The organism is Methanobrevibacter sp. (assembly GCF_045577275.1).
Taxonomy (GTDB): Archaea; Methanobacteriota; Methanobacteria; order Methanobacteriales; family Methanobacteriaceae; genus Methanobrevibacter.
Genome location: NZ_JAZNIB010000302.1, coordinates 1 through 4,956 on the forward strand (window position 1 = coordinate 1; position 4,956 = coordinate 4,956).

Here is a 4,956-nt window from a genome sequence, read left to right on the forward strand (position 1 = left end):
AATTTATCCTATTAAAACCTTTTTTTAGTTAAATTAATTAAGTTTTAGCTATATTTCCTCAGAAATAATATTTGTAAGTTCCTATATTATTTAGGTTTACCTAAATATTTATATAATTAAATTACATATATACTAATTGAGATTGTTTTTTATTTAATGATAAAAATGAGTTATTTTTATTGTATTTTAGTTAATTATCATAAATTATTTTTATGAGTTTACTTAATTAATTAAATATAAGACTATTATTTTTATGCTTGCTTGAATTAAGCAGCTATTTTTCAAATTATTTTTAATCTAAGGGGATGAAAATGACAACAATGATAGAATTTGAGAATGTATCTAGAATATACAAAAGCGGAGAACATGAGCTGAAGGCTTTGGACAACTTGTCTCTTTCAATCGACAAGGGGGAGTTTGTCGTTATTTTAGGCCCTTCTGGTGCAGGAAAATCTACATTGTTGAATCTTCTTGGAGGATTGGATAAGGCCTCAAGCGGAAAGATCATCGTTGACGGCAACAATATCGAGGATTATGATGATGATGAGCTTACAAAGTATAGGGCAAAAAGCGTAGGCTTCATATTTCAATTCTATAATCTCATCCCTAACTTGACTGCAAAGGAAAATATCGAGCTGATGAAGGACATCACCGATGTGGAAATCGACGGTGAGAAGATGCTTGAATCAGTTGGCCTTAGCGGTCATGAAGACCAGTTTCCTGCCCAACTTTCAGGTGGTGAGCAGCAAAGGGTGTCAATTGCAAGGGCTTTGGCAAAGCAGCCTGCAATGCTTTTATGTGACGAGCCTACAGGTGCACTTGATTCAAACACTGGAGTGCTGATTCTTTCACTGCTTCAGAACATGTGCCATGAGAAGGAGACAACAGTTGTAATCGTAACCCACAACTCAAATCTGGCAGATGCAGCAGACAAGCTGATTAGAATCAAGAACGGTAAGATCGAAGAGATAACTATCAATGAAAATCCTATGGATGTAAATGCAATCGAATGGTAAATGTCTATTTTTTAAAGTGATAACATGAAAATGCTTTTTAGGAAGATGCTGCGTGACTTCAAGGATCATAAGGCCCAATTCATATCCATTTTTCTCATGGCTCTTATTGGAGTCTTTGCATTTACAGGAATCAGCGGTGAAGTTGTAGGGCTGATGGACGTTTCAAGCAATTACTACGAAGACACCAACCTTGCTGATGGATGGATCTATGGAGAGGATATAGACAATGACTTATTTAAGGAGATCAAGGCCATGGACCAAATCAAGGATGCCCATAGGGAAATGGTTGTTGATACGGTTGCAAACTACTCTTCAGACCCAGACATCACTCTGCATATTGTGGAGGGAAAGCAGAACATATCCAAGTTCCATCTATTCAAGGGCCGTGACTTTGATGAAAATGACAATGAAGGAATCTGGATAGACAAAAGGTTTGCAGACGGCCGTAATTTGGATGTTGGAGATAAGATTACCCTCAAATTCGATGGAAAAACAGTATCCAAGACAATCAGAGGAATAATGTATTCACCTGAATATGTCTATTACATTCAGGAGGGAAGCCTTCTGCCTGATTTCTCTCAAGTGGGATTTGCTTATATACCATCAAAAGGGGCTGATTTTGACATTGAATACAATACAATTGTCTTGGATGCATATGAGGACTTGAAAGAGAATGACTTCAAGGATGACTTGGAGGAGACCTTAGGTCAAAAGGCTTTTGTTCAGTATGTAGACCGTGACAACAACATTGGCGTCAAGGCATTGCAGGAGGAAATAGACCAGCATACAATGTTTTCAGTAATTTTCCCAACAATCTTTGTGCTTGTCTCACTTTTGACTTTGGTTACAACCATGTCAAGGGTGATTTCAGCTCAAAGGATGCAGATCGGTACATTTAAGGCAATGGGATACTCCAACAAGTCAATCATCCTTCACTATCTCTCATACGGATTTGTACTTTCATTGGCAGGATCGATTTTAGGACTTATAATAGGGCCTCTCACAATACCATATCTCTTCTATCCGACTATGTCCTCAACATATTCACTTCCTAGCTGGGGACCTTCATGGAACATCAGCTTCTTTGCTGTAGCTGCACTTATGGTGGTGTCTTCAGTCTTGATAAGCTATATTTCAGTTAAGGGAATCAGCGATGAAAGTCCTGCAGAGACAATCAGGCCAAAGGCTCCTAAGATGGTTGCATCTGGACTTGTCGAAAGGACAAAGATCTGGGAGAGGTTCAGCTTCAATGAAAGATGGAACTATAGGGACGCTAAAAGAAATAAGACCAGAGCCTTCATGAGTGTATTCGGCGTATTCGCATGTGCAATGTTGGTGATGTCTGCATTTGGAATGAGCGATTCAATCAACGATGTTGAGGATTGGCAGTACAATCAGATATATAACTTCAATACAAAGCTTATCCTAGAGGATAACATTACAGATGCACAGTTGGACCATATATTGGCGGAAACCGACGGTGAAGGAATGATGGAAGAGTCCATAGAACTGAAGTATAAGGGCAACAAGAAGGCAGGAACCTTGACGGTGATGAACAAGTCAGAATACTATAGGGTAACCGATGGGGATAGGAATTTTATAGACCTTGACCCTGAGGGAATAGCCATTTCAGACAAGATGGCTGAAGTATTAGGTCTTGAAGTTGGAGATAAGGTAAGATGGCATGTTGCAGGGGATCCTAAATGGATTGACTCTGAGATAACAGAAACCTATACGGTTCCATATGGACAAGGGATGATAATGACTCCTAAAACCTTTGATAAGGAAGGTGGAGATGATTACAATTATAGCACAAATGTTATTTTAACCAAAAAGAATGTCAATAAGAACTATACAGGCGTAAGCAGCATTACAACAAGGGAGGACATCCAAAATGGTTGGAATACAATGACTGAAGCAATGGATATGATGATTACTGTACTGACAACCTTTGCAATTCTTCTAGCAGTTGTAGTGCTCTATAATTTAGGTCTCTTGTCATTTACCGAGATTCAACGGGAATTGGCCACATTGAAGGTGCTTGGATTCAATTCAAAAAGCCTAAGAAGGCTTTTGCTTACTCAAAACCTATGGTTTTCAACTATTGGATTCATTCTAGCTATTCCAGGAGCTTATCTTTTGTTAGGATTTATGATGGGATCAGTTGGTGATAGCTATAGCTTCCCTATCAACATTTACTTGTGGAACTTTGTTGTAAGTTTCCTGATTACCTTTGGATTGTCTGTTCTTGTTAATTTGGCATTTTCAATAAAGATTAAAAAGGTCAATATGGTTGAGTCTTTGAAGAGTAATGAATAGATAATCTTTAAGCCCAAGCTTTTTCCGGCCCTTCGGGCCGCAAAAACCTTGACCAAAAATAATTTTTTTGTGAGTATTTACTCAAACTATTTTTCTTTTTTTTATTTTAATTTTTCAATTTTACTAAAGTTTACTATATAAAACTATATTTGTTAAAATCACTTTAATTTTACTATATCAATATAATATTGATTATTTTTCGTTAAAACACGATTTAAATTTAGTTAACTTTAAATATAACTTTTTTTATAGATTTTATTAGATAATAATAAATTTTAACAATTTTTAAAAAGGTGATTTTTTGTCAATTAAAGAGAACATATTGAATGATAATAAGGGGTGTGTATTGAATAATTTCAAGCTGATTAATAAAGAAGAAATAATTGATTTTATTAAAAGTCATAATGGGTTGTTGGAGCTATTGGAAAAGGTTTATCCTTTACTTAAATCCTATTTTCCAGATTATTCATATTCATTATTGTATGCACCAGATCCAGAGATAGTAAGCATTGAAGATTTAATGTTATTTATTAATGGAGATATTAAGGACTATGAATATAATAGAAATAAATTATATGATTTGGAAAGGGAAATAGATGATTTGAATGTTTCTAATTCTAAGGTTAAACGTTTGCTCTTATTGGATGTATGATAAAATGAATGATAATAATGCAAATATATTGAATAATTTCAAGCTGATTAATAAAGATGAGATAATCGATTTTATAAATTCTCATAATGGACTATTGGAACTGATAGAAAAAGCTTTTCCTTTAGTAAGGAAATATTTTCCTAACTATAGTTACTGTTTATTATATTCAATAGACCCCGAGATTGTCAATCTAGAACATTTAATGCTGTTTATCAATGGCAATGAGGAGATTTATGATGAGGACAGTATGAAATTGCAAATGCTGGAACGGGAAATAAGAGATTTGGAAGTTTCTGATTCTGAGGTTAAACCTTTGCTTTTAGTGGATGTATGATAAAATGAGTGATAGTTGTTGCATATTAGACAATTTCAAGTTAATTAATCGAGATGAAATAATCGATTTTATTAAAGTACACAATGGATTGTTGGAGCTATTAGAAAAGGTTTATCCTTTAGTTAAATCTTATTTTCCAGATTATTTTTATTCATTATCATATGCTTCAGATCCAGAAATTATAGGATTGGAAGATTTAATGTTGTGTATTCACGGAGAAGAAAAGGAATTTAAAAATAATCGTAAAAAATTGCATGATTTGGAAAGGGAAATAGATAATTTGAAAGTTTCTAATTGTAAGATAAAACGTTTGCTTTTGGTGGAAGTATTGTTTTAATTTGAAATAGAAAAAAGAGTAAAAAAAGTAATAAATAATTACTCAAACCTATGAGTAATCACATTTTTTAAAATAGCCATTCTGACTGGTATTGCATTTGCTGCCTGTTCAAAATACTTGTTGTACTTTGTATCATCAACATCATATGAAATCTCATCCACTCTTGGAAGCGGATGCATCACTATAAGGTCCTTGCCTTCAAGCAAATCCTTATTGATCAGGTATGCTCCTTTGATGCGTTCATATTCCTCTACATCCGGGAACCTTTCCTTTTGGATTCTTGTGACATAAAGCACAT

The 4,956-nt window shown here is 34.6% G+C and carries 5 protein-coding genes and 1 pseudogene; 5 read left to right on the plus strand and 1 reads right to left on the minus strand.

Annotation, left to right across the window (positions count from 1 at the left end):
- Positions 1–311: 311 nt before the first annotated feature.
- The 5 genes from ACKI67_RS08655 to ACKI67_RS08675 all read left to right on the plus strand — a co-directional run bounded on the left by ACKI67_RS08655 (position 312) and on the right by ACKI67_RS08675 (position 4,658).
- On the plus strand, positions 312–1,016 hold the full coding sequence (locus ACKI67_RS08655) for an ABC transporter ATP-binding protein (RefSeq protein ID WP_407463137.1): 705 nt from the start codon (positions 312–314) through the stop codon (positions 1,014–1,016).
- Between the two features lie 24 nt (positions 1,017–1,040).
- Positions 1,041–3,335, plus strand: a complete 2,295-nt coding sequence (locus ACKI67_RS08660; protein WP_407463138.1) for an ABC transporter permease — start codon at positions 1,041–1,043, stop codon at positions 3,333–3,335.
- 301 nt (positions 3,336–3,636) lie between these two features.
- Complete coding sequence (locus tag ACKI67_RS08665; protein ID WP_407463139.1) at positions 3,637–3,987, plus strand: hypothetical protein; 351 nt, start codon at positions 3,637–3,639, stop codon at positions 3,985–3,987.
- A gap of 4 nt (positions 3,988–3,991) precedes the next feature.
- On the plus strand, positions 3,992–4,321 hold the full coding sequence (locus ACKI67_RS08670) for a hypothetical protein (protein ID WP_407463140.1): 330 nt from the start codon (positions 3,992–3,994) through the stop codon (positions 4,319–4,321).
- A gap of 4 nt (positions 4,322–4,325) precedes the next feature.
- Positions 4,326–4,658: a hypothetical protein gene (locus ACKI67_RS08675; RefSeq protein WP_407463141.1), complete on the plus strand. Its 333-nt coding sequence runs from the start codon at positions 4,326–4,328 to the stop codon at positions 4,656–4,658.
- A gap of 38 nt (positions 4,659–4,696) precedes the next feature.
- Here the strand turns inward: ACKI67_RS08675 and ACKI67_RS08680 are convergent.
- Positions 4,697–4,956 (minus strand): annotated as a pseudogene (locus ACKI67_RS08680) (aspartate carbamoyltransferase); the annotation flags it as partial.

Bases quoted from the DNA above. Each gene is read 5' to 3' on its own strand.
- ACKI67_RS08675 (WP_407463141.1), top strand. From the start codon at position 4,326: ATGAGTGATAGTTGTTGCATATTAGACAATTTCAAGTTAATTAATCGA.
- ACKI67_RS08670 (WP_407463140.1), top strand. From the start codon at position 3,992: ATGAATGATAATAATGCAAATATATTGAATAATTTCAAGCTGATTAAT.
- ACKI67_RS08660 (WP_407463138.1), top strand. From the start codon at position 1,041: ATGAAAATGCTTTTTAGGAAGATGCTGCGTGACTTCAAGGATCATAAG.
- ACKI67_RS08655 (WP_407463137.1), top strand. From the start codon at position 312: ATGACAACAATGATAGAATTTGAGAATGTATCTAGAATATACAAAAGC.